Source organism: Actinomadura oligospora ATCC 43269 (assembly GCF_000518265.1).
Classification (GTDB): domain Bacteria; phylum Actinomycetota; class Actinomycetes; order Streptosporangiales; family Streptosporangiaceae; genus Spirillospora; species Spirillospora oligospora.
In genome coordinates, this window is the sequence record NZ_KI912410.1 from 1 (window position 1) to 26784 (window position 26784).

At 72.5% G+C, this 26784-nt stretch carries 22 protein-coding genes; 4 read left to right on the forward strand and 18 right to left on the reverse strand.

The window, feature by feature from the left end; translation table 11 throughout:
• The first annotated feature begins 298 nt into the window (after positions 1 to 298).
• Positions 299 to 1867, forward strand: a complete 1569-nt coding sequence (guaA, locus tag P696_RS0131650) for a glutamine-hydrolyzing GMP synthase (RefSeq protein ID WP_211245905.1) — start codon at positions 299 to 301, stop codon at positions 1865 to 1867.
• Positions 1868 to 2459: 592 nt separating this feature from the next.
• Here guaA and ahpD read toward each other — a convergent pair.
• Both ahpD and P696_RS0131660 read right to left on the reverse strand, forming a co-directional pair.
• Complete coding sequence (ahpD, locus tag P696_RS0131655) at positions 2460 to 3002, reverse strand: alkylhydroperoxidase, AhpD family (RefSeq protein WP_026415473.1); 543 nt, start codon at positions 3000 to 3002, stop codon at positions 2460 to 2462.
• Between the two features lie 181 nt (positions 3003 to 3183).
• Entirely contained in the window at positions 3184 to 3744 is a 561-nt protein-coding gene (locus tag P696_RS0131660; protein WP_026415474.1) for a peroxiredoxin, read from the reverse strand.
• A 180-nt stretch (positions 3745 to 3924) separates the two neighbouring features.
• Here P696_RS0131660 and P696_RS0131665 point away from each other — a divergent pair, with 180 nt between their 5' ends.
• The 3 genes from P696_RS0131665 to P696_RS0131675 all read left to right on the forward strand — a co-directional run bounded on the left by P696_RS0131665 (position 3925) and on the right by P696_RS0131675 (position 12038).
• Positions 3925 to 4851: a hydrogen peroxide-inducible genes activator gene (locus tag P696_RS0131665; RefSeq protein ID WP_026415475.1), complete on the forward strand. Its 927-nt coding sequence runs from the start codon at positions 3925 to 3927 to the stop codon at positions 4849 to 4851.
• 117 nt (positions 4852 to 4968) lie between these two features.
• A complete protein-coding gene (locus P696_RS0131670) occupies positions 4969 to 8400 on the forward strand; it encodes a bifunctional glycosyltransferase/CDP-glycerol:glycerophosphate glycerophosphotransferase (protein ID WP_026415476.1) in 3432 nt (1143 codons plus the stop codon).
• Positions 8401 to 8477: 77 nt separating this feature from the next.
• Positions 8478 to 12038 carry a bifunctional glycosyltransferase/CDP-glycerol:glycerophosphate glycerophosphotransferase gene (locus tag P696_RS0131675; protein ID WP_026415477.1) on the forward strand — a complete coding sequence of 1187 codons (3561 nt, stop codon included), beginning with the start codon at positions 8478 to 8480 and terminating at the stop codon, positions 12036 to 12038.
• Positions 12039 to 12072: 34 nt separating this feature from the next.
• Here the strand turns inward: P696_RS0131675 and P696_RS49385 are convergent, their stop codons facing one another.
• The 16 genes from P696_RS49385 to P696_RS49395 form a co-directional block, all read right to left on the reverse strand.
• Positions 12073 to 12804, reverse strand: a complete 732-nt coding sequence (locus P696_RS49385) for a class I SAM-dependent methyltransferase (RefSeq protein WP_051468420.1) — start codon at positions 12802 to 12804, stop codon at positions 12073 to 12075.
• A 129-nt stretch (positions 12805 to 12933) separates the two neighbouring features.
• Positions 12934 to 13800: an SRPBCC family protein gene (locus tag P696_RS0131685; RefSeq protein ID WP_026415478.1), complete on the reverse strand. Its 867-nt coding sequence runs from the start codon at positions 13798 to 13800 to the stop codon at positions 12934 to 12936.
• Positions 13801 to 13947: 147 nt separating this feature from the next.
• A complete protein-coding gene (locus tag P696_RS0131690; protein WP_026415479.1) occupies positions 13948 to 14808 on the reverse strand; it encodes an FAD binding domain-containing protein in 861 nt (286 codons plus the stop codon).
• Complete coding sequence (locus P696_RS0131695; protein ID WP_245627895.1) at positions 14805 to 17156, reverse strand: xanthine dehydrogenase family protein molybdopterin-binding subunit; 2352 nt, start codon at positions 17154 to 17156, stop codon at positions 14805 to 14807. Before P696_RS0131695 ends, P696_RS0131690 begins: the two co-directional genes overlap by 4 nt.
• On the reverse strand, positions 17153 to 17638 hold the full coding sequence (locus P696_RS0131700) for a (2Fe-2S)-binding protein (RefSeq protein ID WP_026415481.1): 486 nt from the start codon (positions 17636 to 17638) through the stop codon (positions 17153 to 17155). The genes P696_RS0131695 and P696_RS0131700 overlap by 4 nt, the downstream gene beginning before the upstream one ends.
• Before the next feature lie 101 nt (positions 17639 to 17739).
• Positions 17740 to 18426 carry a Type 1 glutamine amidotransferase-like domain-containing protein gene (locus P696_RS0131705; RefSeq protein WP_026415482.1) on the reverse strand — a complete coding sequence of 229 codons (687 nt, stop codon included), beginning with the start codon at positions 18424 to 18426 and terminating at the stop codon, positions 17740 to 17742.
• A gap of 3 nt (positions 18427 to 18429) precedes the next feature.
• The gene (locus P696_RS0131710; RefSeq protein ID WP_157430046.1) at positions 18430 to 19140 is read right to left on the reverse strand and encodes an alpha/beta hydrolase; all 711 of its coding nucleotides are present in this window, start codon (positions 19138 to 19140) and stop codon (positions 18430 to 18432) included.
• Positions 19141 to 19229: 89 nt separating this feature from the next.
• The gene (locus tag P696_RS0131715) at positions 19230 to 19757 is read right to left on the reverse strand and encodes an NUDIX hydrolase (RefSeq protein WP_026415484.1); all 528 of its coding nucleotides are present in this window, start codon (positions 19755 to 19757) and stop codon (positions 19230 to 19232) included.
• A 39-nt stretch (positions 19758 to 19796) separates the two neighbouring features.
• Positions 19797 to 20531, reverse strand: coding sequence for an alpha/beta fold hydrolase (locus tag P696_RS0131720; RefSeq protein WP_026415485.1), 735 nt, complete (start codon positions 20529 to 20531; stop codon positions 19797 to 19799).
• Between the two features lie 80 nt (positions 20532 to 20611).
• On the reverse strand, positions 20612 to 21619 hold the full coding sequence (locus P696_RS0131725; RefSeq protein ID WP_034488129.1) for a CU044_5270 family protein: 1008 nt from the start codon (positions 21617 to 21619) through the stop codon (positions 20612 to 20614).
• A 2-nt stretch (positions 21620 to 21621) separates the two neighbouring features.
• Complete coding sequence (locus P696_RS0131730; protein ID WP_026415487.1) at positions 21622 to 22194, reverse strand: RNA polymerase sigma factor; 573 nt, start codon at positions 22192 to 22194, stop codon at positions 21622 to 21624.
• Positions 22195 to 22485: 291 nt separating this feature from the next.
• The gene (locus tag P696_RS0131740) at positions 22486 to 22998 is read right to left on the reverse strand and encodes a hypothetical protein (RefSeq protein ID WP_026415488.1); all 513 of its coding nucleotides are present in this window, start codon (positions 22996 to 22998) and stop codon (positions 22486 to 22488) included.
• A gap of 212 nt (positions 22999 to 23210) precedes the next feature.
• Complete coding sequence (locus P696_RS0131745; protein ID WP_211245906.1) at positions 23211 to 24290, reverse strand: serine hydrolase domain-containing protein; 1080 nt, start codon at positions 24288 to 24290, stop codon at positions 23211 to 23213.
• Positions 24291 to 24714: 424 nt separating this feature from the next.
• A complete protein-coding gene (locus tag P696_RS49390) occupies positions 24715 to 25206 on the reverse strand; it encodes a hypothetical protein (protein ID WP_051468421.1) in 492 nt (163 codons plus the stop codon).
• Positions 25194 to 25730, reverse strand: coding sequence for an RNA polymerase sigma factor (locus tag P696_RS0131755; RefSeq protein ID WP_026415490.1), 537 nt, complete (start codon positions 25728 to 25730; stop codon positions 25194 to 25196). Before P696_RS0131755 ends, P696_RS49390 begins: the two co-directional genes overlap by 13 nt.
• A 41-nt stretch (positions 25731 to 25771) precedes the next feature.
• Complete coding sequence (locus P696_RS49395) at positions 25772 to 26716, reverse strand: alpha/beta fold hydrolase (RefSeq protein WP_051468422.1); 945 nt, start codon at positions 26714 to 26716, stop codon at positions 25772 to 25774.
• Positions 26717 to 26784 lie beyond the last annotated feature (68 nt).

The window sequence follows — 26784 nt, forward strand, 5'->3', positions numbered from 1 at the left end:
GGGGTGGGAGGGGAGGGCCAGGGGGTGGGGGGTGAGGGGGGTGGTGGCTAGGAGGAGAGTGGCGAGGAGAGGGTTCACGGATCTCCTTTGCGGGACGGCGGGGATGGCCACGGTGCGTCGTCAAGACGTATCAGAGGGTGGCCGCGAGTGCTCGGACCGCGGGGGATTCGGCGCCGTCCGTTATCGGACAGAGGCGCAGCGTGGTGGGGGCCACGCGGGGCGGGGGCATCGGCGCAGGCAGAGGCCCCTAAACTGGAAGTAACTCTCCGCCTCGTCCGTACCGCGAAAGGCGCTGTTGGTGGCAGTAGACCAGTCCTTTGACACCGTTCTCGTCGTCGACTTCGGCGCGCAGTACGCGCAGCTGATCGCCCGGCGCGTCCGTGAGTGCAACGTGTTCTCCGAGATCGTCCCGTCGACCATGTCGGCGTCGGAGATGCTCGCGAAGAAGCCGAAGGCGATCATCCTGTCCGGCGGCCCGGCCTCGGTGTACGAGGAAGGGGCCCCGGCCGCGCAGGAGGGCCTGTTCGACATCGGCGTCCCGACGCTGGGCATCTGCTACGGCCACCAGGTGATGGCCCAGGCGCTCGGCGGCACGGTCGCCAACTCCGAGGTCGCCGAGTACGGCGGCGCCGAGATCGCGCTGGCCGCCACGCCGGGCACGCTGCTCGAGGGGCTCCCCGCGAGGCAGAAGGTGTGGATGTCGCACCGCGACTACGTGTCGGCCGCGCCCGAGGGCTTCACGGTCACGGCGTCCACCGACGTCACCCCGGTCGCGGGCATGGAGGACCGGGAGCGCGGCCTCTACGGCGTCCAGTTCCACCCCGAGGTGCTGCACACCGAGCACGGGATGGAGGTGCTCCGCCGGTTCCTCTACGAGGGCGCGGGCTGCCGTCCCGGGTGGACGATGGTCAACATCGCCGAGGAGTCGATCGAGGAGGTCCGCAAGCAGGTCGGGGACAAGCGGGCGATCTGCGGGCTGTCCGGCGGCGTGGACTCGGCGGTCGCGGCGGCGCTCGTCCAGCGCGCCATCGGATCCCAGCTGACCTGCGTGTTCGTCGACCACGGGCTGCTGCGCAAGGGCGAGGCCGAGCAGGTCGAGAAGGACTTCGTCGCCGCCACCGGCGTCAACCTGCACGTCGTGGACGCCCAGGAGCGGTTCCTCACCGCGCTGGACGGCGTCACCGACCCCGAGACCAAGCGGAAGATCATCGGCCGCGAGTTCATCCGGGTGTTCGAGGAGGCCGCGCGGGAGATCGTCGGCACCTCCGCCGAGGAGGTCGAGTTCCTCGTCCAGGGCACCCTGTACCCGGACGTGGTGGAGTCGGGCGGCGGCACCGGCGCGGCCAACATCAAGTCCCACCACAACGTCGGCGGCCTGCCCGAGGACCTGCAGTTCACGCTGGTCGAGCCGCTGCGCACGCTGTTCAAGGACGAGGTCCGCGCGCTCGGCGAGCAGCTCGGCCTGCCCGCCGAGATCGTCTGGCGGCAGCCCTTCCCCGGCCCCGGCCTCGGCATCCGGATCATCGGCGCCGTGAACCGCGAGCGGCTGGACATCCTGCGCGACGCCGACGCGATCGCCCGCGAGGAGCTGACCCGCGCCGGCCTCGACCGCGAGATCTGGCAGTTCCCGGTCGTGCTGCTCGCCGACGTCCGCTCGGTCGGCGTCCAGGGCGACGGCCGCACCTACGGCCACCCGGTCGTGCTGCGCCCGGTGACCAGCGAGGACGCCATGACCGCCGACTGGGCCCGGCTGCCCTACGACGTCCTGTCGAAGATCTCCACCCGGATCACCAACGAGGTCCGCGAGGTCAACCGCGTCGTCGTCGACGTCACCAGCAAGCCCCCGGGCACCATCGAGTGGGAGTGACCCTCCCGGCGACCTGCCGCCCGGAGGGTCCGCCTTCCGCGTCGTCCGCCGGGCGGCCGGTGGCGCGCTCGCGCGGTGGCGGGCGCGGCCGCGTGGTTTGAGTTTGTGGGAAGGCCCCGGACGGTTGTCCGGGGCCTTTCCGCGTTGACGGGCGATCAGGGGTCGGGCGACCCGTGGACGGGACGCGGCGCGGTCGGGCGGTGCCTGGACGGGGATGCGGTCCAGGTGGGACCGCCGCGAGCCTGGCCCGGGGCTGGGCGGTGCGTGGACGGGGACGCCGTGCGGGTGGGCGTTGGCGGGCGCGCTGGTCGTGGTGCGGGCGCAGGTCTGGCCGTGGCGGCGTCGGCGTCCGCCGAGCGGCTGGGTGCTGTCGGCTGGGCGGAGGGCCTTACCCTCGGCGTCGTCCGTGACGGCGGCGCGCCCGTCCTGGTCGGCATCCTGGTGGACACCCCCGATGGTGGGAGCTTGCGGGGGTGGGGGACGGCCTGTGACGTGCGAGAGCCCGGCTCGGAGGACTCCGGTCCGGGCTCTGGTGGCGCGTGGTGTTCTTCCGGCCGAAGGACTTCACCTTCGGGCTGGGAAGGGGCGGGCGTCAGACCGTGGCGGGGGCGAGGGCCTCTTCGGCCTCGAGGGTGAGGGCGGCGGCGTGGACGACGGAGGCGATCTTCAGGGCCTCCTGGATCTGCTCGCGCGGCATGCCCGCGTCGCGCAGGACCTTCTCGTGCGAGTCCAGGCACTTGCCGCAGCCGTTGATCGCGGAGACGGCGAGGCACCAGAGCTCGAAGTCGGTCTTCTCGACGCCCGGCTTGCCGATGATGTTCATCCGCAGGCCCGCGCGCAGCGTCTCGTAGGTGTCGTCGCTCAGCAGGTGCGTCGAGCGGTAGTAGATGTTGTTCATCGCCATGATGGACGCGGCGGCCTTGGCCGCGTCGAACGCCTCGGCCGACAGGTAGTCGGCGGCGTCGTCGGCGATCTCGCGGACGACCCGGGCGTTGCGGCTGGCCAGGGCGGAGACGAGCACCGTGCCCCAGAGCTGCTGCTCGGACAGCGACGAGGTGGTCGTCACCGAGCCCAGGTTCAGCTTGGTGTCCTTGGCGTAGTCGGGGAGGGCGGCCTTCAGCGCGTCGACGCTCATGTCGGGTTCCTTTCGGGGACGGCTGCGGCCGGCCGCGGTCGTCCGCGACCGGCCGCTTCCTCGGGTGCCGCGATGCGCGCGGCGGGCGCCGCACGTCAGGCGGCGTCGCCGCGCGCCGCGGCCGTGCCGCTGATCATGCGGCGGTGCCGCGGGTTGGGCGGCGGGGTGGGGCAGGGGAGGGTCAGGCGTCCGCGCCGGCCATCAGCTTGGCGGCGTCGAGGGTGTCCTCGCCCTTGTTCCAGTTGCAGGGGCACAGCTCGTCGCTCTGCAGGGCGTCGAGGACCCGGAGGACCTCCTTGACGTTCCGGCCGACCGAGCCCGCGGTGACCATCGAGAACTGGATCTCGTTGTTCGGGTCGACGATGAAGGTGGCGCGCTGGGCGACGCCGTCCGGGGTGAGGATGCCGAGCTCGGAGGTGAGCTCGCGGTTCAGGTCCGACAGCATCGGGAACGGGAGCTCGCGCAGGTCCGGGTGGTCCTTGCGCCACGCGAAGTGGACGAACTCGTTGTCGACGGACGCGCCGAGGACCTGGGCGTCACGGTCGGCGAACTCCTCGTTGAGGCGGCCGAACTCGGCGATCTCGGTCGGACAGATGAAGGTGAAGTCCTTCGGCCAGAAGAACACCACGCGCCACTTGCCCTCGTAGGTCTTGTGGTTGATCGTCTCGAAGGCGTTGTCCGCGTCCAGCGAGACGCAGGCGGTCAGCTCGTACTCGGGGAACTGGTCTCCGACGGTAAGCACGCAGGGCTCCTTTGGTTTGCGACTCCGAAAGGACGGCCACGCGCGGCGGCGGGACACGTCCTGGCAGGTCAGGCCGTGGGGGAGCCATCTCGGTCATGCCCCCCGCCGACCGACGATGACCAGGGTGCACCAGGTACGGTGAAAAGAGAAATCGGATCAGTGTGACTCGAGTGATAGGAGTTGGCTATCAGCCGTCCGACCGTCGCCCAGCTGCGGGCGTTCCTGGCGCTGGCCGAGTACCTGCACTTCCGGGACGCGGCGGCGGCCCTCCGGATGAGCCAGCCCGCGCTGTCGGGGTCCGTGGCCGCGCTGGAGGAGGCGCTGAACACCCGGTTGGTGGAGCGTACGACACGCAGGGTGCTCCTGACACCCGCCGGGGAGCGGGTCGCGCGCCGCGCCGAGACCGTCATGGCCGAGCTGGACCGGCTGGTCGAGGACGTCGAGGCGGTCCGCGGGCCGCTGGTCGGGCCGCTGCGGCTCGGCGTGATCCCGACGGTCGCGCCGTACCTGCTGCCGGTCGTCCTGCCGCACCTGGCCGCGCGGTTCCCCGAGCTTGAGTTGTCGGTGCACGAGGAGCAGACCGGTGAGATCACCGGCGAGCTGCTCGCCGGACGGCTGGACGTGATCCTGCTGGCGTTGCCCGTCCCGGCGTCCGGGGTGACCGAACTCACCCTCTACGACGAGGACTTCGCGCTCGTCGCGCCCGCCGGGGCGGAGCTGCCGCCGCTGGTCGAGCGGGACACGCTGAACGACCTGGACGTGATCCTGCTGAACGAGGGCCACTGCCTGCGCGACCAGGCCCTGGACGTGTGCCGCGAGGTCGGCGCGCGCGCCGGGTCCGCGACGTACGCGACGAGCCTGTCCACGCTCGTCCAGCTGGTGGCGGGCGGGCTGGGCGTGACGCTCGTCCCCGAGACCGCGCTCGCCGTCGAGACGCGCCGGGCCGCGGGCCTCTCCGAGCACCGCTTCGCCGCGCCCGCGCCGTCCCGCCGGATCGGGCTGGCGTACCGGAGCACCTCGGCCCGCCCGGACGAGTTCGCGACGCTCGCCGAGGCGCTCCGCGAGGCCGTCGCCAAGGAGTGGCCGGGCCTGCGAACCGGCGGCTGACCAGGGGGGACAGGGCGCGCGGGGACGCGCCACGGTCGGGTCAAGTCTGGGTCAGGGGGCGGCCTGGCGATGACGATCCGGGCCTGCCCGGTCACCAGGTGTGACCATCCTGGAGGCATGTCCCCGAAGCTCAGCGTGGTCGTCCCGTTCCGCAACGCCGAGGAACACCTCGACGCCTGCCTCACGGCTCTCGCCGAGCAGCGGCTGCGTGACCTGGAGGTCGTCCTGGTGGACGCCGGGTCGGACGACGCGGGCGCGGTCGTGGCCAAGGAGATGGCCGCCCGGGACGGCCGTTTCCGTCTCGTCGAGCAGCCCGAGTCCGAGCCCGACGGATCGGACAGGCCGGACGCTGAGCACTCGTCTCTGGACGATGCTCAGCCGGTCTCCCCGGGAGGGTTGGACGCGGCGCGGGACGCGGGGGTCGCGGCTGCGGACGGGAGGCTGCTCGCCTTCGTGGACGCCGCCGACGTCGTCCCTTCGGCGTTCTTCGCCGTCCTCGCGGCGTCCCTGGACCGGACCGGGGCCGATCTCGCGGTGTCCGGGCGGACGAACGTCGAGCGCACGAGCCTGCTCCGGAGCCCCAGGCTGATGCACGATCCGGGCCTGGCGGGGAAGGTGTTCCGGCGGAGCTTCTGGGAGCGCGGCGGCCTGACCTGCGCGAACGGGGAACGTTCGACGGCGGTCCGGGCTCTTGCGCTCGCGGAGAAGATCGACGTGCTGGACGTCGCGTACCCGTCCGCGCGAGGCCGCCGGGGCGAGCCGCGCCCCCTGGGCGAGCGGCATTCCATGGCCGAGCGGCGGGCCCTGACCGAGCGGCTGGCCACGGCGAGCGCCGATCGCGACTTCCTGAGCCGCGAGGCTCCGGGCGCGGTCCGGTTCTATGACGAGCACGTGCTGGTCCGGATCGAGCTGGCCGCGCTGATGTCCGCGCTGGCCCGCGCGGACGAGGCGGAGCGCGCCGCGCTGACGGCGCTCGGCGCGGAGATCGCCGGACGGCTCGTCCCGTCCGTCCCCGCCGGGCTGCCCGCGCTGACCCGGCTCAAGCTGCACCTCCTCACCCGGGGGCTGGGCGGCGAGCTGCTGGAGGTCGTCCGGCACGAGCTCGCGGGGGAGGCCGTGAACGTGCCGGTGGTGCGGCGGGGCCGCCGGGCCCGCTGGTTCGCCTGCCACCCCTACTTCGAGGACGCGTCGCTCGGCGTTCCCGCGCACGTGTACGACGTGACCGACGAGATGCGGCCGGTCGCGCGCGTCGACAGCCTCGTCTGGGCCGGGGACCGGCTGCGCGTCGAAGGGCACGCCTACATCCCGATGCTGGACGCCGAGGGCAGCCGCATCCGGCTATGGCTCCTCGCGAGCGGACGGCCCGGACTGGTGCGCGTCCCGGTCCGGCGGACGCGCCGTCCCGACGTGACCGCGGCGTCCGGGCAGACCGCGTCTTGCTACGACGACTCGGGGTTCACCGCGGAGATCGATCCGGCGGCGCTGAAGCTGCTCGGCCGCTGGCGCACCGGCGACTGGCGGCTCTGCGTGGAGATCGCGACGCAGGGCGTGCACCGGCGGCGGACGCTCGCGCCCCCGAGGGCGGGCGAGCGGTGGCCGCTGGACCGCCCGCTGTCCTCCGAGGTCCGGCTGCAGACGATCGCGGCGGACGGCCGCCAGCTGCTGCGGATCAGGACGAGCGACGCCGTCCTGACCGGGCACGGCCGGAGCGGCGACCACCTGGAGGTCCGGGGCGTGCTGCTCGACGACCCGGGCCCGAAGGCGTGCCTGACGGCGACCGCGCGCGGCCTCGCCAAGGTCCGGGCGAGGATCGATCGGGTCGAGCGGATCGACGACGAGGCGGCCGGCGGCGTCGCGTTCCGCGCGCGGCTGCCGCTCGCCGACCTCACCGCCGTCCGCGCCGACTGGTCGTTCGCGGTCACCGGCGGGCTGAAGGTGATCGTCCCGGCGGACGTCCGCGAGGGCCGGTACGCCGTGGACGACGCCGAGTTCGCGCTGACCGTGTCGCGCTCCGGCGACCTCTGCGGGATCAGCCGCGCGCCGCACCTGGTCCTGACCGAGGCGTTCTGGCGGGCCGACGGCACCCTGCACCTGGCCGGGACCTGCGCCGATCCCGGTTCCAGCCCGGACGTCCTGACGATCCGGCGGCACGACTCGGGGGAGCGGTACACGATCCCGCTGAGCTGGCAGGGACGGTTGTTCGTCGGGACGCTCACGCCGCGCCGGATGCGGTCGCTCGGGCTCGACCGTCCACTCGTCCCGGGGCGCTGGGAGCTGCTCGCGGGCGAGCGTCCGGTGCTCGCCGAGCGCCGTCCCGCCGCCGGGCTCCCCGGGCCGCGCGTCAGCGGACGGCACGAGCTGACGCTGCTCGCGGGCGGGGACGGGGCCGTCCGGCTCAAGGTCCGGACGGCGCTCGGCGAGGAGGAGCGCGGCGCGTACCGGCAGGCCCGGATCCAGCGTCGCCACTATGCCGCCCAGCGCGTCCGTCCCGTCCGTGACCTGGTCGTCTTCGACTCGTACCGGGGACGCCAGTACTCGTGCAATCCGCGCGGGCTGCACGACGAGCTCCGGCGGCGGCGCAGCGATCTCGACTGCGTCTGGGTGACCCGGAACGCCGACTTCGGCACGCCCACCGGGGCGCGGACCGTCCTCGCCGGGAGCCGCGAGCACTACGAGGTGATGGCCGCCGCCCGCTACGTGTTCGGGAACTGGTCGCAGCCGGAGTGGTTCGCCAAGCGCGACGGCCAGACCTACGTGCAGTGCTGGCACGGGACGCCGCTGAAGAGGATCGGCTGGGACGTCGCCGACCGGCCCGAGCGGCGCGCCGGGAGGCGGCCCTGGATGGAGCACGACGTCCCGCAGTGGGACCTGCTGCTCGCCCAGAACTGGTTCTCCGTGCCGCACTTCCGCCGCGCGTTCGGCTACGACGGCGAGCTGCTGGTCAGCGGGTATCCGCGCAACGACATCTTCGCCAGCGCGCACCGCGAGCGGATGGCCGACGCCGTCCGGCTGCGGCTCGGCATCCCGTCCGGCAAGCGCGTCGTCATGTACGCGCCGACCTGGCGGAACGACGCGCGGGGCGCAGGACGCGGGTTCCGGCCCGCGCTCGATCTCGCGCGCATGTCCGCCGCGCTCGGACCGCGCCACGTCCTGCTGCTGCGCACCCACCACCTGGTCACCGGCCGGACGCCCGTCCCGGCGGACGCCGCCGTCCTGGACGTCTCGTCCTATCCGGACATCGCCGAGCTGTACCTGGTCGCGGACGTGCTGGTCACGGACCACTCGTCGGCGATGTTCGACTTCGCCGTGACCGGCAGGCCGATCCTGTTCCACCCGCAGGAGGACGAGCCGGGCGGCGGTCTCTACATCGACCTGGAGGCCGAGGCCCCGGGCCCGGTGCTGCGCACCCAGGACGACCTGACCGACGCCCTCCGCGCGCTGGACACGGTCGTCCCCGCCTACGCCGCCCGCTACACCGCCTTCCAGGACCGCTACTGCCCCCACGACGACGGACGCGCCGCCGCGCGCGTCCTGGACGCGATCCTCTGACCCCTGCCCCGTCCCCCTCCAGACGAACCTGACCGCTGACGCCCCGTCCTCTGGCCCGCATCACCCTGGAGCGCCCTGTGGCACCGAAGATCAGCATCGTCGTCCCGTTCCACGACGTGGAGGAGTACCTGGAGGAGTGCCTGGTCTCGCTCGCCCGGCAGACCCTCGACGACCTCGAGGTCGTCATGGTGGACGACGGGTCGCCGGACAACTGCGCGGTCATCGCCAAGGCGTTCGCCGACCGGGACCCGCGGTTCCGGCTCGTCCAGCAGGAGAACCAGGGGCTCGGGCCCGCGCGCAACACCGGCGTCCGGCACGCGACCGGCGAGTACCTCGCGTTCGTGGACAGCGACGACGTGGTCGCCCGGTACGCCTACGAGCTGATGACCGGGAGCCTGGACCGGACGGGGTCCGACATGGCGTGCGGGAACGTCCGCCGCTTCAACGACGCGCGGACCTGGCAGTGCTGGGCGCACCGGGAGCCGTGCGCGCGGAGCGTCGAGCGGACGCACGTGTCCCGGCAGCACGACCTCATGCAGGACCGGATGGTCTGGAACAAGGTGTTCCGGCGCTCGTTCTGGGACGAGCGGGAGCTGAGCTTCCCCGGCATCCTCTACGAGGACTCGCCGGTCATGGTCGCCGCGCACGTCCTGGCGACGTCCGTGGACGTGTTCTCGCAGCCCGTCTACTACTGGCGTGAGCGCCAGGGATCCATCACGAAGAGGAAGGCCGAGCCGGCCAACCTGGAGGACCGCATGACGTCGGTCCGCCTCGTGCACGCCTTCCTGGACGAGCACGACCCCGCGCTCAAGGTCGCCTACGACCGGTACGCGCTGGACGTGGACCTCGGCGTCCTCACCGAGAGCCTCCTCCTCGCGACGGGCGAGGAGCGCGAGCGGATCGTCGCCCTCGGCGTCGGCTGCCTCCGGGACTCCGCGCCCGGGGCCCGCGCGTCGCTGCCGATGCGCAAACGGCTCCGGTTCCACCTGCTGGAACGCCGGATGGTGCCGGAACTGCTGGAGGTCCTGCGGTTCGAGAGGACCGGCGACCGGGACACGGCGGCCGTCCGGCGCGGGGTGTTCCGGCACCGCTGGTACCTGGACTATCCGTACTTCGGGGACGTCGCGCGCGGCGTCCCGGACGAGGTGTACGACGTCACCGACGAGCTGAGGCTGTGGGCGTACGTGGACGACGTGCGCTGGGAGGACGGGCGGCTCCGGATCGATGGGCACGCGCACTTCTCGCGGATCCCCGCAGCCTCTCCGCGTGACCTGAAGATGAGCCTCTGGCTTCAGGACCGGCACGGAGGGCGGCGGATCGAGCTTCCGCACGAGCGGGTCGTCCGGCCTGACGTGACGGCCGCGTCCGGGCAGTCGGCCGCGGACTACGCCCACTCGGGCTTCACCTTCCTGCTGGACCCGGACCGCCTCAGGAAGGCCGGTCACCGGCACGGGACGACCTGGGAACTGCACGTCGCCGTGGACGCGCAGGGCATGCGCGGCGAGCGCCGGGTCGGCCCTCCGAAGCGTCCCCGCGCGGGCTGGGCACCCGCGCGGACGCTCACCCGCGGCGCTACCGGGCGCGGTGCCGTCGGCCGTGGCGAGGCCGGGCGCGGTGAGGGCGGGCGCTTCAGGGTGCAGCCGTGTTTCGATCCGGACGGGTTCGTCGTGCAGGTGAAGCCGGAACGGGCGCTCGTCCTCGGGCACCGGATCACCGAGGACGGCGCGCTGCGCCTGGACGGCTGGACGTCCGTCGCCCTCGGCGGGACGCCGGTCGTCCGGGTGTGGCGGCAGCACGGGCAGGGGCTGGTCGAGAGGCCCCTCCAGGACGTGATGCCGGAGGACGGCGGGAAGCGGTTCACTGTCGACCTGCCGCTGGACGAGCTGCTCCCCGACCCGTCCGCCGAGGACCGCGTCTCCCGCGCGACCCGCATCAGCGACGGCGTGAACTGGGAGTTCCGGCTGTGCGGCGCGGACAAGCCGATCCGGATCATGTTCGCAGACGGGGTGGGCGAGGCGCGCTACCCGGTCGGCGCGCAGGACTTCGCGCTGACGCGGACGCGGTACGGCAACGTCCGGGGCGTCGAGCGGTTCCGGCGTCCGGTGGTCACCGGCGTCGGCTGGGCGGACGGCGACGACCGGCTCGTGCTGACCGGCGAGATGTCGGCGGGGCCTGTCCCGGGCGAGCTGATCGTCCGGCGGCGGCGGTCGAACGAGGAGTACCGCGTCCCGCTGACCTGGGACGATCACGCGTTCCGCGTCGAACTGACCCCCGGCCGGATGCCGCTGTTCGGCTCCGGACGTCCGCTCGGCAGCGGCGTCTGGGACCTCGTCGTCGGCTCCGAGATCGGCGAGACCATGGTCGTGATGGAGCGTGCGGCCATCCCCGGCCTGCCCGATCCGAGGGTCGCCGGGCTGCACGAGATCGCGTTCGGCCTGCACCAGGGCGACGCGCTCGCCCTCAACGTCCGGCAGGACCTCGCGGACGACGAGCGCGGCCACCACGCGCAGCGGCGCATCCAGGAGGACGAGTACCCGCGCATGCGCGAGCGTCCGCTGCGCGACCTCGCCGTCTTCGACTCGTACGAAGGCGTCCAGTACTCGTGCAGCCCGCGCGCGGTGTTCGAGGAGCTCCGGCGGCGGCGTCCGGACGTCGAGTGCGTGTGGGTGACGCGGGACGGGCAGTTCGACGTGCCGGACGGCGCCCGCGCGGTGCTGATGGGGAGCCGCGAGCACTACGAGGTCATGGCGCGGGCGCGCTGGATCGTCGGGAACTACGGCCAGCTGCCGTGGTTCGTGAAGCGCGCGGGCCAGACCTACCTGCAGACCTGGCACGGGACGCCCCTCAAGCGGCTCGCCCACGACCTGCGCGACATGCCGTACAAGCGCACCGAGACGCTCGACTGGATGGCGCGCGAGGTCCCGCGCTGGGACGTCCTGATCTCGCCGAACCCGTTCACCACGTCGATCATGCGGCGCGCGTTCCGGTACGACGGCGAGATCCTGGAGACCGGGTACCCGCGCAACGACCTGCTGAGTTCGCCGGACGGCGACGCGATCGCGGCGCGCGTCCGGGAACGGCTCGGAATTCCGGAGGGGAAGCGGGTCGTCCTCTACGCCCCGACCTGGCGGGACGACCACCACCTCGCGCCGGGCCGCCGCGCGTTCTCGCTCGAACTCGACCTCGCTCGGCTGCGCGAACGGCTCGGCGACGACCACGTCCTCCTCGTCCGGGCGCACTACCTGATCACCGACCGGACGTGGTCGGACTCCGACGGGTTCGTGATCGACGTGTCCCGGTACGGGGAGATCGCCGAGCTGTACCTCGCCGCGGACGTCCTGGTCACCGACTACTCGTCCGCGATGTTCGACTTCGCCGTCACCGGCAGGCCGATCGTGTTCTACGCCTACGACCTGGAGGCGTACCGCGACACCGTCCGCGGCTTCTACCTCGACTTCGAGGCGGAGGCCCCGGGCCCGGTCGTCCGGACGTCCGAGGAGGTCGCCGAGGCCCTCGCCGACCTCGACACCGCCTGCGCGCCCCACGCCGACGCCTACGCGGCCTTCCGCGCCACCTACTGCCCCCACGACGACGGCCACGCCGCCTCCCGCGCGCTAGACCGCCTCCTCGCCAACTAACCCGCGCGCGTGGAGGTGGCGGCGTTCGGGTTGGTCAGGGGTGCTGCGGGACGTCGTGGGTGAGCGGGTGGGCTTCTGGGGGGCGGTGGGCGCGGACGATCAGGGTCGTGCCGGACAGGCCGTGCAGGGGGAGGAGGTCCTCGGCCTGGACGATCCAGCCGAGGACGCGGTCGGCGGCCGGGTGGCGTGTCCGGGTCTCCCAGCCCGCGACGTGGTGGCGGCGCAGGCGGGCGAGCGGGCGCAGCAGCACGTTCCAGTTCCACAGCCGCTCGATGACCAGGCCCGCCCCGGTGAGCAGCGCGGTCAGCGCGTCGCGACCGTAGCGGCGGACGTGCCCGGCGGCCAGGTCGTGCGTCGACCAGAGCCGCATGTCGTGGGGGACGGCCACCAGGGCCGTCCCGCCCGGACGCAGCACGCGCGTGATCTCGGCGGCGGCGGCGTGGTCGTTCTCGACGCGGGCGAGGATGTCGAAGGCGACCGCGAGGTCGATGGTCCCCGACGGCAGCGGCAGGTGGCACATGTCGGCGCGCAGCGCGTCCACGCCGAGGGCGAGCGCGGCGGACGGGTCGGGGGCGAGCGCGGTGGTGCGCCAGCCGTTCCCGCGCAGCTGGAGGGTGTCCCGGCCGTCGCCGCAGCCGAGGTGCGCGGCGTGGCCGGGCGGGCCGAGGCGGCGCAGCTCGCGTGACAGGATCGCCCGCCGCTCCCGGTACCACCAGGCGTCACGGGGATGCGCCGGTCCGGCGGGCCGTCCATCGAGGGTGTGCACGGGTCAAGCCGACCGGAACACGCCCGCGCACCGCCAACGTCGCGACCGTAACCCGGACGATCATTGACCTCCCCTTGGCGATCCGATCGGGATGCGCGGCCTCCGCCGACCCCAGCCCGTGCCCGGAGGTCAGTGGCGGCGTCGGCGCAGGAGGTAGATGAGGGCCAGCAGGAACGCGACGGCCCCGGCGACCGGGAGGGCCCGCTTCACGACGGACGGACCGGCGACCTCCAGCAGGTTGATCGCGTCGTCCTCGCGGCGCGGGTGGATCCGGGTGACCGGCGCGGGCACGGCGTCCTGGCCGCTACTTTCCTCTGCCGCCCGGTTCTCGGGGACGTCCTGCTCGACGGGGCTGACCGGACGCGGGCGCGGGACGGTCGGCACCGGCGGCGTCTCGGCGGGCGTCTCGGCGGGCGTCTCGGCGGGCGTCTCGTCCTCGGACGGGGTCTCGTCGGGCTGCGGCGCGGCGGGCCGCTCGACGACCTCCGGACGCGTCGCCTGGGCCGTCTTCGCCTCGGCCACCTGCTTCACCGGCTCGGAAGCGTCGTCGTCGGAGGCGGCGAGTTCCTCGGCGAGGGCCTTGGCGAAGCGGCCGATGAGCTTCCCGCCCACCTCGGACAGGATGTTCCGGCCGAACTGCGCCGGACGGCCCGTCACGTTCAGCTTGGTGTGGACGATCACGCGGGTCGTGCCGTCCTCGTCGTGCAGCCGGGCCTGGACGGTCGCGTTGGCGGTGCCGGAGCCGCGCGCCTCCTTGGCGCGCGCGTCGATCGTGAGGGACCGGGAGCCCTCGTCCGCGACGACGATCCGGGCGACGCCGCGGTAGGTGATCGTCATGGCGCCGACCCGCACCCGGAGCCGTCCCTGGTACTCCTCGTCGGCCGCCGAGTCGAGGGTCGCGCCCGGCATGCACAGCGCGACGCGCTCCACGTCGAGCAGCACCGACCAGGCCCGCTCCACCGGGACGGGGACGGTGAATTCGTGGTCGAGCTCCATGGTTTCGGGTCCTTCTCTTCGTCCGGGGGTTGACGTGACCCTACGTTCCCCCGGTCGCTCCCCGCCAGACGGGGACGTGCGGCGTGCGCGTTCAGGGCACACGGGCGGGCGCACGGCCGGACACCTCCGGCCGTGCGCCCGATCGCGTCAGCGGGTGGTCGCGGCGGTCAGCGCGCGGCGGGTGAGGACGCGGGCCAGGTGCCTCCGGTAGTCGGCGGATCCGTGCAGGTCGGCCGGTGGTTCAGTGCCCTCGGCGGCATGCTCGGACGCCTCGCGCAACGCGCTGTCGGACAGCGTCCCGCCGCCGAGACGTTCCTCGACGGCGGACGCGCGGAGCGGCACCGATCCCATGTTCGTGAGCCCGATCCGGACGTCCTCCACCGCGCCCTGGACGCGCCGGACCGCGCACGCGACCCCGACGATCGCCCACGCCTGCGCCGTCCGGTGGAACTTCTCGTAGTGGAAACCCCAGCCCGGACCCGGCTTCCGGATGCGGACGCCGGTGAGCAGCTCGTCCGGTTCCAGCGCGGTGGTCATCCAGTCCACGAAGAACTCGCGGGCGGGGATCTCGCGGTCGCCGCCGGACGCCGAGCGCGCGAGCATCACCACGTCCAGGGCGAGCGCCACGGCGGGCAGGTCACCGGCCGGGTCGGCGTGCGCGAGCGAGCCGCCGAACGTGCCGCGGTGCCGGACGGCCGGGTCCGCGACGGTCGCGGTCGCGGCGGCGACCAGCGGCGCGTGCTCCCGGACGAGCGGGTCGCGCACGACCTGGTGGTGCGTCGCGGTCGCGCCGATGACGATCGCGTCGCCGTCGTCCCGGATCTCGCGCAGCTCCGCGACGCGGTCGAGGTCGACCAGGGCGTCGGGGTAGGCGAGGCGCAGCCGCAGCAGCGGCATGAGCGACTGCCCTCCGGCGAGGACCTTGGCGTCCTCGCCCGCGTCGGGCAGCATCCGGACGGCCTCGTCCAGCGACTCCGGACGCAGGTACTCGAAGGTCGGGGGGATCACCGTGCGCCTCCCTCGCGCAGCGCCGTCCAGACGCGTTCGGGCGTGCAGGGCATCGGGACGTCGCGGACGCCGGACGGGCGCAGCGCGTCCACGATCGCGTTGACCACGGCCGGGGTCGAGGCGATCGTGCCCGCCTCGCCCACGCCCTTCACGCCGAGCGGGTTCCCGGCGGCGGGGGTCTCGGTGCGGTCGGTCGTGAAGTGCGGCAGGTCGGCCGCGGACGGCAGCAGGTAGTCGGCCATCGTGGTCGTCGTGAGGTTGCCGTCCGCGTCGTACACGGCCTCCTCGTAGAGGGCCTGTGCGATGCCCTGGGCGAGGCCGCCGTGCACCTGCCCTTCCACGATCATCGGGTTCACGACCGTCCCGACGTCGTCCACGGCCACGTACTCGCGGATCTTCGTGAAGCCGGTCTCGGTGTCGACCTCGACCGCGCACAGGTGGGTGCCGTGCGGGAACGAGAAGTTGTCCGGGTCGTGGGTGACGTCGGAGTCGAGGGTCGGCTCGACGCCTTCCGGGAGGTCGTGCGCGGCGAACGCGGCCTGCGAGACCTCCTGGATCGACAGGCCCGCCGCCTCGACGCCCCGGACGCTGAACCGTCCGCCGCCGAAGTCCAGGTCGTCCTCGGACGCCTCCAGCAGGTGCGCGGCGATGGCCTTCGCCTTCTCCACGACCTTGTCGCAGGCCCGGTACAGCGCGACGCCGCCGACCGCGAGCGACCGCGACCCGTAGGTGTCCATGCCCTTCGGGGACACCGCGGTGTCACCGTGCAGCACCTTCACGTCCTCGAACGGGACGCCGAGCCGGTCCGACGCGATCTGCGCCCAGGCGGTCTCGTGGCCCTGCCCGTGCGCGGACGACCCGGTCACGACCTCGACCTTCCCGGACGGCAGGACGCGCACCGACGCGTGCTCCCAGCCGCCCGCGCCGTACGACAGCGAGCCGAGCACCCGGGACGGCGCGAGCCCGCACATCTCGGTGTAGGTCGAGACGCCGATGCCGAGCTGCACCGGGTCCCGCCGCTCGCGCCGGTCCTTCTGCTCGGCGCGCAGCTTGTCGTACTCGAACAGCGCGAGGGCCTTCTCGGTCGCGGCCTCGTAGTTGCCGGTGTCGTAGGTGAGCCCGGCGATCGTGTCGTACGGGAACTCCTCGTGCCTGATCCAGTTGCGGCGGCGCACCTCGATCGGGTCGACGCCGAGTTCGGCCGCCAGCTCGTCCATGAGCCGCTCGATCGCGAACGTCGCCTCGGGACGTCCCGCGCCCCGGTAGGCGTCCGTCGGGGTCTTGTTCGTGAACACGCCCGTGCAGGTGAAGGAGTACGCGTCCATCTTGTAGATGCCGTTGAACATGAACGCGCCGAGCAGCGGGACCCCGGGCGTGACCAGCATCAGGTACGCGCCCATGTCGGCGAGCAGCTCGACCTTCAGGCCCTTGATGATCCCGTCCCGGTCGGCCGCGAGGGTCACCTTCTGGATCTGGTCGCGTCCGTGGTGGGCGGCCATGTTGCCCTCGCTGCGCGACTCCGTCCACTTCACCGGGCGTCCGAGGCGGCGCGCGAGCAGCAGCGCGAGCACCTCCTCGCCGTACACCTGGAGCTTCGACCCGAACCCGCCGCCGACGTCGGGCGCGACGACCCGGATCCGGTGCTCGGGGATCTCGGTGACCACCGACAGCATCAGCCGCAGGATGTGCGGGATCTGCGTGGCCGAGTGGAGCGTGAAGTCCATCGTGGGGCCCGAGCCGTCGGGCTCGCAGAGGACCGCGCGCGGCTCCATCGCCGTCGGGATCAGCCGCTGCTGGACGAACCGCCGCTCCAGCACGACGGGCGCGTCCCGCATCGCGGCGTCCAGGTCACCCTGCTCGAACACCCACGTGTAGGACGCGTTCGTCCCCATGTCGGAGTGGACGAGGTCGGCTCCCTCCTGGACGGCCTGTTCCATGTCCACGACCGGGGGAAGCGGCGTGTAGTCGACGTCGATGTCCTCCAGCGCGTCCACGGCCGAGTACCGGTCGCGCGCCACCACGCACGCGACGGGCTCGCCCGCGTACCGGACCTCGTCGACCGCCATCGGCGGATGCGCGGGGAGCTTCATGTCCTCGGTGACCTGCCACGCGCACGGCAGCGCGCCCTGCTCCTCGGCGAGGTCCTTGCCCGAGAGGACGGCCACGACGTTCGGCCTGCGCTTGGCCGCCTCGACGTCGACGTTGTCGATGCGGGCGTGCGCGTGGGGGCTGCGCAGGTACGCCACGTGCAGCGTTCCGGCGGGGGTGAGGTTGTCGGTCCAGCGCGTCCGCCCGGTGATCAGGCGCGTGTCCTCGGACCGGAGCCTGGCATGCCCGATCTCGGTCACGATGTCACCTCGCGTCCGCGCATCTCGGTGGCCGCGCTCCGGACGGCCCGCACGATGTTCTGGTAGCCCGTGCAGCGGCACAGGTTGCCTTCCAGGCCCTCCCGGACCTCCTGCTCGGACGGGTCGGGGTTGTCCCGCAGCAGGTCGAGCGAAGCCATGATCATTCCAGGGGTGCAGTACCCGCACTGGAGCGCGTGCGCGCGATGGAACGCCTGCTGCAGCGGGTGGTCGCCGGTCCCGTCGAGGCTCAGCCCCTCGACGGTCGTGACCGGGAGCCCGTCCGCCTGGACGGCCAGGACCGAGCAGCTCTTGACGCTCAGCCCGTCCAGCAGGACGGTGCACGCGCCGCAGTTGGTGGTGTCGCAGCCGACCGGGGTCCCGACCTTCCCCAGCCGTTCACGCAGATAGTGGACCAGCAGGAGTCTCGGTTCGACGTCGTCCTCGTACGTCTCCCCGTCGACCTCGACACGGATTCGTGGCATGCGGAGTCACTCCCTCCGGGACGTGCGGCTCCACGAACGTATGTCGCGCCGAACCCGCCGACCACCCCTTCGCGTGATGCGACTCACACGTATTTCGCGACTCAGAGGACGATCGCGGACGATTCCCCGTCCACGACGAGCACCTGCCCGTCCCGCAGCGCCCTGAACGGAACCCCGTTCGCGCGGTAGCCGTCCGCGACCCGGGTCAGCGCCTCGCACTCGGGATGCCCCGGTGAGCCGACGTGCGGGACGAACGCGAAGTCGAGAACGCCGAGCCCGTCCCAGACGGTCTCGGGCACGACGTCCGAGCCTTCTAGGCCGCGCTGGCTGGGATCGTCGCAGGTCAGCAGGCCGTGCAGGTTCGGGTCGTCGTAGGCTTCCAGGCCGCGCAGGCTGGGTGCGAGGACGCAGGCTCCGGCGCTGTACCCGGCGTAGACGATCGCGTCGTCCTGGACGAGCTTCGTCAGGAGGGCGTCCGCGCCGCTTCGCGCCATCGCGTAGCGCAGCGCGAACACGTTTCCGCCGCGCACCCACACGGCGGGGAAGCGTTCCAGCTCGTCCGCCAGGTCTCCAGGGCGTCCGGCGAACTCGCGAAGGTCGATCTCGCCGCCTTCCAGCCCGAGCGCGGCCAGCGCGGCGATCTCCCGTTGGACGCCGTCCCGCCGTGTCTCCTCGGACGCCGCGTCCAGCGCGTCGGCGATGACGGCGACCTTCCGCTGCCCGCCGCACAACCCGAGCAGCAGGTCCGGACGGTCACCGATCCGGAAGGAGGAGAGGTAGAGACGCACCGGTCACCCCAGCGTCTTCTTGAGGAAGGCGTCGATCGCGGGACGCGCCCTGTCCTGGAGCATCACCAGCGAGTACCCGTGGTCGTTCCCGTCGAAGTACAGGCTCTGCGCCCCACCCGGATGCCGTCCGACCAGCGCCTTCACCTCACTCACCGGCGCGCCGGTGTCGGACGTGGACTCCAGCAGCAGCATCGGGCCCCGGTACCCCTCCGGCCCCGGCTTCTGCGGCCACACCTCGACCGGGCTGACCGCGATCACGCCCACGGGAGCCGGACTGATCCCGCCCGCCTGGTCGACGACGAGCCCGCCCCCGGCGGACGCCCCCATCAGCACGACCTTGGTGGCTCCCTGCGAGGTCAGCACCCGCACGGCGGCCGGAAGCGACTTGGACCGGTCGTCCTCGTAGCTGACGACCGCGACGCGGTACCCGGCCTTGGCGAGCCGGTGCATCTCGTCCGTCCAGCTGCAGGCGTTCCCGTCGATCTGCGGCGCGAGGACGACGCCCTTGGTCCCGGTGCCGAGCAGCAGCACCTGCGTGTCCCCGGCCCAGACGGCGGACCCGCCCGCATCGCTTATCAGGCAGGTGGGACGAGCCGTCGAATGCACCTTCGGGGGCGTTGTGGCGGCGACCGGCTTGCCGTCCCCGGAACCCCCGCATCCCGCCGCGAGCAGAGCCGCCGCGACCGCGACCCCCGCCGACCTGAAACCCCGCAAATCAGGCCCCTTTCCCCGATGATGCCCGGAATCATGACGGAAAGGAGGACGCCCGGACAAGCCTCCGCCGAGGCCCGTCCGATGCCGGGTCATGGCTCGGTGCTGAGGGCGTACAGCAGGGCGGCGACCGACGAGCCGCTCGTGATCTCCCACTGGGCGATCAGCGAGGGGACGTCCGCGAGCGGCAGCCACTCGATGCGCTCCGACTCCCATCCCTCGGTCGGCGGGCCGATGTGCGTCGCGCCGTCCGCGCGGAAGACGTGGTGGGCGCTGTCGCTGATGCCCGGCGACGGGTGGACGGTCATGAGCGGGCGCAGGAGGCCGTCCGGCCGCCACCCCGTCTCCTCCTCGCACTCCCGCGCGGCGGCGGCCGACGCGGTCTCGCCGTCCTCGATCCGTCCCATCGGGATCTCCCAGCCCCACGCGTCGGGGATGAAACGGTGCCGCCACATCAGCAGGACGCGCCGCCGCTCGTCGACCACCACGACCCCCGCGCTGGGCCGCGTCCGGATCAGCCGGTGGTCCAGCGTCCTGCCTCCGGCGTCCACCTCGGCGATCCGGATGTCCAGCCAGCCGTCCCGGTACAACTGCTCCTCGGACTTCACGGTCCAGCGCACGCGGGCTCCCAGGTGATCGACATCAGGCCGCCGCCCACGCTAGACGAGCGAACGCAGGAAGGTCTCAAGTCGTTCGGCGAAGCCCTCCGCCGCGGCGACGAAGTGACCGGCGCCCGGATGCACGCCGCGTTCGCCGTCGAGCGCGTCCGCGAGAGCGTCGCAGATCCGTTCGAGCGCGGACGTGTGGCCTCCGGACGCGACGAGCACCGGCACACCGGCGTCCCGGATCACGTCGAGTCGGGGGCGCGCCTCGCTGGTCAGCCGGGAACCGTGCGCCCGCCGGACCCCGGCGACCACGGACTCGGGGAGCGGGCCGTCCCCGACGGGGGCTCCCGCGAGGCGGAGGAACTCGCGCAGCTCGTCCGGGTCCGTGCCCATGCCGTGGGTGAGGACCGCGTCGCCGATGCGTTCGAGCCGCGCCACCTCGGGATCGTCAGGGACGAGGTGGTTGAGCGGCGGCTCGATCAGGGTGAGCGAGCGCACGCCGTCCGGCGCGGCGGCGGTCGCGATCAACGTCCCGAGGACGCCGTAGGAGTGGGCCACGACGTGTGGCCGTCCGACGAGCAGCGGCGCCAGGTCTCCGGCGTCCACCTCGAAGTCCTGTCGCTTCTGGGATGGTGGACTCGGCGGATAGCCACGGCGGTGGACGTATCCCAACGTCCACCTGGCGGCCAGCGGAGCCAAGGCGCCCCACGTGGTCCTCGGGCCCGCCCCACCATGCACGAGCAGGACGTCCGGCCCAGAGCCATCGCGTACCACCACGATCTCGCCCACAAGCCGAGAATAGCCACGCCCTCACGCGTCCGCGCGGGGGTCGGCGTTGCCCCGCCGCCGACCCTCGCCCCCGGCAGTCGTCAGGGGAGGGTGGGGATCTCCGGGTTGCCATCGGTCCAGCCGGAGCGGAGGTACAGCACCTTGTCGAACTGGCCGGGGACGCCCGGAACGGTGCGCGACGTGCTCAGCACGAGCGAGGAGTCCGGGTCGATGATCACGGTGTCGGTGATGCCGCGCCGGCCCCGCACCTCCAGCGCGATCCCCTTGCGTCCGCGCTCGTCGGTGACCTGGCCCCTGGTGCTGACCCCGGGCATGGTGGCGAGCATCCGGTAGGCGGCGGCACGCACCTTCGGCGGTGCGGGGACGAAGCTGAGCAGGTCGGGCACGCAGTACTTCACAACCTCGTCCGCGGTCCGGCCCGCCGTGGGGTGGTTGCGCAGGACGGCCCGACTCAGAGCGTCCCTCAGCTTGCCGGGGTCGTCCGGCAGCGCCTGGACCTGCTTGAACGTCATCGCACTGCCGCAGACCAGGAACGTCTTCGTCGTGGTGTCCTTGTCGAGCGTGGGGGAGATCGGGCTCGGGTCGGGCGAACCGTCCCGCCGGAACGCGGGCGCGTCCCTGGCGGTCATGGGCACGGCGCCGAGTCCCCGGTATCCCGTCCAGGAGCGGCCGTCCGGCAGGCTCCACTGGCCGACCAGCTGCCGTCCGAGCGTCCAGTAGTCCTTCTGCTCGTTCCGGAAGGCGCGCGACTGGATCCTCAGGACGTGCCAGTACCTGCCGGTGGCCGGTGCGCCCTCGGCGTGCTCGGCGGCGATGAGCAGCACGGTCTTCGCCGACATCGGCTGTGTGGCCGTCCCGTGGTCGGGTGCGCGCGGGGACGTCCCGGACGACAGGACGACCGCCCCCGCGACGGCGGCGGCGGTGGCGGTCAGGCCGAGGCCGCTCCACAGGGCGGGACGCCGCCAGGCGCGTCGCGCCGGGAGCTCAGGCTCGCGCATCCCGTTGAGGAGGCGGTGGCGGACGGCGTCCTCGCTCTGCTGCGTGGGCGGCTCGTCCAGCATCGTGGCGATCATCTGGAGCTCGTCCATGGTCACAGTCCTCTCGAGTGGGCGGGGAGTGCGGCGCGCAGCCTCATGCGCGCCCGGCTCAGGCGGGAGCCGACGGTGCCGTACGGGATGCCGAGGACCTCGGCGATCTCCTCGTTGGAAAGCTGGGCGAGGGCCTTGAGCAGGACGACGTCGCGGTCCTTGCGGGACAGCGCGGCGAGCGCGCGGGCCAGCTCCGGCTGGAGCCGTTCGGCGGACACCGAGGCCGCGACCCGGTCGTCGTGTCCGCCGGGGTGGGGGTCCGCGCCGACCTGGGCGAACGCCTGGTAGCGGCGGGTCTCGGCGCGGCGGTGCTGGGCGATGAGGTTGGTCGCGATGCCGAACAGCCAGGGCCGGACGGACCCGCGGGACGGGTCGAACGCGGCGCGGCGGCGGAACGCGGCGAGGAAGGTATCGGCCACGACGTCCTCGGCCGTCTGCGGTCCGAGGCGTCCGGCGACGTAGCGGTGGACGTCGGCGTAGTGCCGGTCGTAGACGGCGGTGAAGCGGTCGCGGTCGCGGACGGACGCGGCGAGCAGCTCCGCGTCCGTCGAGGCCGTTTCGGGTGGGGCGGTCACGTCTCCGCCCCTTCCATGGGGTCCGGCATGGGCACCTCCGAGAGGATGATCGTCACCTCTACTCCGCTCGCCCCCGGAATCACGTTCACGCGCCCGCGGCTCCGTCGATGATGCGGGCCCGGCGCGCACAAGAAACGCCCCGCCGGTGAACCAGCGGGGCGTGGCTGTGAGGGGGCGGGCGTCACCTGCCCGGAAACGCGCACCGCCCGCGCGCCCGGGACCCGGAAGCCGGATCCCGCAGGCGGTCGCGGGCGTGTGCGTGTGCGTATGTGTGCGCGGGTGCGCTCGGTGTTACTGGGTTTCCTGGATCTTGGTGGCGTTCCCACCGGAGAAGCTGACGGTGACGTTGTGCGGGGACGCCTGCATCCAGTCCTCGATGCCGTTGAGGCTGCAGCGCATGTTGGGCCCGGAGCCGGTGCCGTCCGGGCAGGTGCCGCTCGCGACGACCAGGACGGTGTCCTGGGTGGTGAAGAAGGCGGTGTCGCCGACGGTGTACTTGCCGGAGGCCAGGTAGCGCAGCCGTCCCCACTTGGACTTGACCGGGCAGGCGCCCTCGCGGATCGGCGACACGTTCGGGTCGCAGGGGCGCGCCGAGGGGCTCGGGTCGGAGCCGTCGGAGTCGCCGCCGGGGCTGGACGCCTTGCCGGACGGGGCGGACGCGTGGCCCGGGGCGGTGCTGTCGCTCGGCGCGGGCGCGGCGGTGGAGGGGCCCGACGCCGACGTCTTGCCGTTGACGTTGAAGTTGCAGGCCGTCAGGCTGAGCGCCAGCACCGCGGTCACACCGGAGAGCAGGATCTTGCGCATGGGGGGAGCTCCCAACCTCGGGGCGCGATCTCCGTGACCGCGCTGTGTGGGGTGTGATGCGGCCACCGTCCCGGGGGTTGGTGCGACCCGACGTGATCAATCCGACCCGCTCCGCGCCGAACCCGGGCCCCGAACCGGGCGTCTGGATCTCCCGAGAGCACGAAGAAGTTCACGCCTCCGAGAACAAATCGCAGGGGCATGCCTCCGTGGCGTCAGGCCCCACCGGTGATGGCCTGGATCTCCTGCTGGATGATCTCCTGGAACGGCACGCCGTCGCAGTTGGCGAGGATGACCCCGACCCATCCGGTGTCGGGGTAGATGGTCCAGTTGGCCGCGCTGCCGGGGTTGACCCCGGCGCGGTGGACCACCCACTGTCCGTTGACGAGGCTGACCGGCACCCCGTAGGCCCCGAACGAAGCGCCCGCGGGGGCCGTCCCGGCGGCCAGGCCGCCTCCGCCTCCGCCTCCTTGGGGAGCGTGAGGGATCTTGGGTCCGGTGAACAGCTCGGCGTAGTGCCGGTCCAGCAGCGTGCCGTCGGCGAGCGCCCCCGCGAACTTGACCAGGTCCGGCGCGGTGGCGAAGCCCCCGTCCCCGGGTGCGTCGATGAAGGCGCGGCCGGGGTTCTTGCCCAACTGCCACGGGTCCGAGCTGCCCTTGTCCAGGTTGCGGACGGCGTCGATCTGGCTGCCGTCGGCCTGCCGCATGTACGAGTGCGCGATGTGTTCGTCGGTGAGCCACTGCGGCCTGGTGTAGAACGCCGTCCCGGTCATGCCACAGCGTCCGAAGATGTTCTCCTGGACGTAGTCCCAGTACTTGGTCCCGGTGACGGCCTCCACGATCAGCGCGGGGATGGCGACCTCGGCACCCGCGTGGTCGGTGGGAGTGCCAGGGGAAGCCACCAGATTCGCCTGCCGAGCCCACTGCTCACAGAATTCGTGCACCTCGTCCCGACTCTGGAAGACGCGCTGCAGATCCTCGTCCGGGCTGTTCAGTCCAGACGTGCCGCTGAGCAGGTGATGGATCGTCACCTGCTCGGCGATCTCCTTAGCGAAGCCCGTCAGGTGAGCGCCCACCGTGTCCGAAAGCCTTAGCTTGCCCTGCTGCGCCAGCTGCAGGATGGCCACCGGACCGAACGGCTTGCCCGCCGAACTGAGGTTGAACGCGATGCCCGCGTGGTTGCGGATCCCCTTCTCCCTGTCGGCCATTCCGTAGCTGCGCGACAGCACCGTCTGCCCCCGGTGCGCCAACATCACCACACCGGAGAACTTGCCCTCGGCCGCCAGCCCCGCCACGTACCGGTCATAGGCCCCGCCGGGCCGAGCGTCCGCCGGAATCCCCTCGGTATCAGTCGGCACCGTCTCGGCACGAGCGCTCCCAACACCCACGAGCGGCGCACCGGCCACCGCCACACCAGCCGCCAGCCCACCCCACCCCAGCAACCTCCGCCGCCCAATACCCCCAACGGAACCCGAGTCCATGACCACGCCCTTCTCCGATCGACCGTCCACACGCCACCGCTGAAACCCCCACTGAACCCGGCCCCCCGTTGCCCCGCCGTATGCGCTTTCCGATACACCCGCAATACACACCCACCACCCCCGCCCCCTCGGCCACACCCCGAACGCACGACAAACCGCCCCTGCGAACGCGGCTCAGCCAGCACGCGGAGAACCGGAGCCGCTGGGGTGGATGCCGGGCGTCGTTGGGGTTTGTTCGTTAGGGGTCGAGTTGTTGCCGTAGGCGGTTGACTATTCGTTGGGCGCCGCCCGTTGCGTGGACCATCCTGACCAGCAGGCGTCCGCCGGAGAAGCGCAGGCCGCCGCAACCGGCGAAGCGGGTGCCGTCGCCTTCCGGGGTCGCCGCCATGCCGCCGATGACCAGGCGGCTTTGCATCAGGCACCAGCCGGGCTTCAGGACGACCTCGAAGGCGCCTCGATTGCCGAGCAGGCCGACAGCCTTGGCCGTGAGCCGTTTCTCGGCCGGGTCGGGGGTGGCGGTGTCCCGGGCCACGATCCGGAAGGAGCGGACGTCCGCGATCAGCGCGGGGATGCTCGTCTCGACGTCGTCGACGTAGGTCCAGACCCGTTCGTAGGGGATGTCCAGGTGCTCCTCCGCGTACATGACGCCGGGGATCGAGGCGGCGAGGACGCGCATGCGCCGGACCGGGTCCAGCTCGGCGACTGGCCAGTGGGCGGTCATGACGTCCATGCCTTTCGGAAGGTGCTCTTGGCACGGCTCAGCCGGGACTTCGCCGTGCCCGGCGAGATCGTGAGCCGGTCGGCCGCGGTCTTCTCGTCCAGACCTTCGATCTCGCGCAGGACGAGGATCGCCCGGTGCTCGGGCGACAGCCGGTCGAGGACGTCCCGGACGTCGGCCGCCAGTTCGGGGCTGCCGACATCCGGGATGACGTCGAGTTCGGTGGGGATCTGGCGTTGGTTACGGCGTGCGACGCGGACGGCCTCGCGCACCGTCGTCGTCCGCACCCAGCTGTAGAAGGCATCGGGATCGCGGACGTTGCGCAGGCCCTGGAACACGGCGAGCAGCGCCTCCTGCGCCGCGTCCGCCGAGTCCTGGAGCGCGATCGGGCCACAGAGCCTGGTGACATACGGCGTCAGGACGTCCAGGAGATCGTTCACCGCCACCGCGTCGCCGCGCTGCGCCCGCCGGACGAGGTCGGCGGTGACGGCGAAGCGGTCGGGCGGGCCCGATGCCGTTGCGCCGGGTTCCGCCACCTGTCCCACCCCTCCCGTCCGTCGTGATGATCTGTCCACGATTATGAGGACGCCACGCTCGCTCCCCGAGCGACGCTGAACGCCGGGGTCGCGCCTTGGGTGAAGAAGTCCCGCGCCTCGTCCGCGACGGCCTCCGGCCGCTCCTCGGGCAGCAGGTGCCCGCCTCCTTCGATCACCTTGACCCGCAGGTCGTCGGCATGGCTCGTCCCGTCGCCGACGACGCTCGGCGGGATGACGAGGTCACGTTCCCCGGCGAGGATCAGTGTCGGAACCGTCAGCCGTGCGCGACGGTACCGGCCACGCGGGTGCCGCAGGATCTCGTGCACGACGTACTGGAAGTGGAACTGCTCCCCGGCCCGTGCCCGCGCCGGATCGCGGAAGACGTCGGCGTAGACGTCGAGGTCCTCGCGCTTCCACAGGGTGGCGTCGGCGGCCCAGTGGCGGAGCAGGAACCTGACGAACCGACGTCCGCGCAGGACGAGCCGTCCGATCGGCGGGTACTCGAGGAGCGCCGTGTGCCACATGCGCCACAGATTCGGCATGAGCTTGAGGTGCTCCGGCCACGGATGCGTCATGTTCACCGCGACGAACCGGCTGACGCGCTCCGGCGACTCGATGGCGAGGATGAAACCGACCCACGCGCCCCAGTCGTGGCCGATCACGCGCACGCGGTCGAGATCCAGCGCGTCGAGCAGCGCGATCACGTCGCGCGCGAGGCCGCCGCCGGTGTACCCGTCGCGGGGCGCGTCCGACCAGCCGAATCCGCGCAGGTCGACGGCGATGACCCGATGGTCGACGGCCAGCTGCGGGATCACATGCCGCCAGGCATACCAATGCTGCGGAAAACCGTGGAGCAACAGAACCGGCTCACCGTCCCGAGGCCCCGCCTCCGCGACATGGAGCCGGACGCCGCGCTGCGGAAGATCGACGAACCGGTGGTCGACACCCGGCACGTCGGGCATGCCAGGCGTGGTGGTCGCGGTCATAGGAACCTCCAGGGAGGAAGTGATGTCGCCCGTGAAGAGGAAGCCACGAGCCCATCCGTTCCACGCGA

What these genes read in the sequence shown, in the direction of transcription:
- ahpD (WP_026415473.1), bottom strand. Translation starts at nt 3,002, where the DNA reads ATGAGCGTCGACGCGCTGAAGGCCGCCCTCCCCGACTACGCCAAGGAC.
- P696_RS0131740 (WP_026415488.1), bottom strand. Translation starts at nt 22,998, where the DNA reads ATGCGCAAGATCCTGCTCTCCGGTGTGACCGCGGTGCTGGCGCTCAGC.
- P696_RS0131670 (WP_026415476.1), top strand. Translation starts at nt 4,969, where the DNA reads ATGTCCCCGAAGCTCAGCGTGGTCGTCCCGTTCCGCAACGCCGAGGAA.
- P696_RS0131700 (WP_026415481.1), bottom strand. Translation starts at nt 17,638, where the DNA reads ATGCCACGAATCCGTGTCGAGGTCGACGGGGAGACGTACGAGGACGAC.
- P696_RS0131725 (WP_034488129.1), bottom strand. Translation starts at nt 21,619, where the DNA reads ATGGACGAGCTCCAGATGATCGCCACGATGCTGGACGAGCCGCCCACG.
- P696_RS49390 (WP_051468421.1), bottom strand. Translation starts at nt 25,206, where the DNA reads ATGGACGTCATGACCGCCCACTGGCCAGTCGCCGAGCTGGACCCGGTC.
- P696_RS49395 (WP_051468422.1), bottom strand. Translation starts at nt 26,716, where the DNA reads ATGACCGCGACCACCACGCCTGGCATGCCCGACGTGCCGGGTGTCGAC.
- P696_RS0131685 (WP_026415478.1), bottom strand. Translation starts at nt 13,800, where the DNA reads ATGGAGCTCGACCACGAATTCACCGTCCCCGTCCCGGTGGAGCGGGCC.